Origin of the sequence: Faecalibacterium sp. An77 (assembly GCF_002161315.1) — a bacterium.
Taxonomy (GTDB): domain Bacteria; phylum Bacillota; class Clostridia; order Oscillospirales; family Ruminococcaceae; genus Faecalibacterium.
Window position 1 is genome coordinate 1 of sequence record NZ_NFHK01000120.1, and the last position, 536, is coordinate 536.

1 protein-coding gene is annotated in these 536 nt (G+C 59.5%); it reads left to right on the forward strand.

The genetic code is table 11. The features are described from left to right. On the forward strand, nt 1-462 hold a 462-nt coding region (locus tag B5G28_RS14765), incomplete at its 5' end, for a hypothetical protein (RefSeq protein ID WP_158099644.1). Nucleotides 463-536 lie beyond the last annotated feature (74 nt).

Here is a 536-nt window from a genome sequence, read left to right on the forward strand (position 1 = left end):
GGGCACCGCAACCCGGAGCCGCGCTCCAATTTTCACAAGGACATTCATGTCCGCCGGGAAAATTGGCTAAGCGCAAGAGGTTTTCCCCGCATCGCCGACCGCCTTGGTCATCACCAAATCCTGCCTTTTTTCTATACCTTTTCCGGTTCTCCGTCACTTCCGCGAAGCCGTCCCGTTTCCGCTCGTTCCCGGCGTTTGTGCCTGCGGCACGATACGCGGCAAACATTCTCCCTTCCCCTATTTCTGAAAAAAGAAGCAAAGTCAGCGGCGGCGACCGCATCCAGTGGCAAGCACACCGAAGCGCGTCCTGCGGACGAAGCAGCGAGGTGTGCTTGGCGCAGCGGTCTGAATTTTCAAGCATCATTCTTGATGCGCCGAAAATTCAGGGTACCGCAAGAGGACGAAACAGGGAGCCGCCGCTGGCTGCGCAGCCGAAGCGCTGCCTGCGGCAGAAACAGCTGAGGCGGAGCAGGGACAGCGGTCTGTTTTCTGCGAGGGAGCTGCGCCGCCTGAAGCAGAAACAGGGCACCGCAACC